The following is a 755-nucleotide window of genomic DNA, read 5'->3' as shown; positions in this document are numbered from 1 at the left end:
GTGGTGCCGTCGGCGGCCAGCACGCGTACGGTGCTGCCCGGCTCGGCGCGGCCGGTGACCACGCTGCCGTCGGTATTGATCACCAATTCGGTCGGTGCGGCAGGGGCGGTGATGTCGGGAGCGGTGATCTGTGCGGGCAGCGAGGAAACGCCGCCGTCATCGATGGCCACCACGTCCAGCAGTTCGCCGTTGGCCTGGGCCGGGTCGAGGGTTACGGTGAAGCTGCCGTCGGGACCAGCCACCACAGTGCCGATCAGTGTGCCGTTGGCATCATGCACTTCCACGCGGGTGCCGGCAGGTGCGTTACCGGTCAGGGTAGTGCCATCAGCATCGATGACCAGATTGCTCGGGCTGTCGGGCGCGGTGGTCAGCGGTACGTTGTACTCGGTAGCCACGGAAGCATTGCCGCTTGGATCGGTTTGCACCAGGCTCAACTGCTCGCCTGGCTGCGCGGCTGGATCCAGATCGATCAGGAAGGTGCCATTGGCTCCCACAACACCCGTGCCGATCACGGCGTCATTGGCATTGCGCACTTCGACGGTGGCGCCGGGTTCGCCGCGACCGCTCAGGGCCAGGCCATCAGCGCCGACGGCAATATTGGTTACTGCCTCAGGCGGAGTGATGTCCGGCGAATCGAATTGCAATGGAGCAGAGCTGTTACCGGCGGCATCCACCAGACGTACATCGAGCGCTTCACCATTGGCCTGAGCAGGCGACAGGGTGAGGCTGAACAGGCCGTCGGCCCCGGCGACGCC

The 755-nt window shown here is 65.7% G+C and carries 1 protein-coding gene; it reads right to left on the bottom strand.

The window, feature by feature from the left end:
* The coding region (locus ACF8EF_RS17460; protein WP_392461689.1) for an Ig-like domain-containing protein at positions 1 to 755 on the bottom strand (755 nt) is incomplete at both ends.

It is taken from the genome of Pseudomonas sp. zjy_15 (genome assembly GCF_043101865.1).
GTDB lineage: Bacteria > Pseudomonadota > Gammaproteobacteria > Pseudomonadales > Pseudomonadaceae > Aquipseudomonas > Aquipseudomonas putida_Y.
This window is presented reverse-complemented; position numbering and strand designations above follow the sequence as displayed.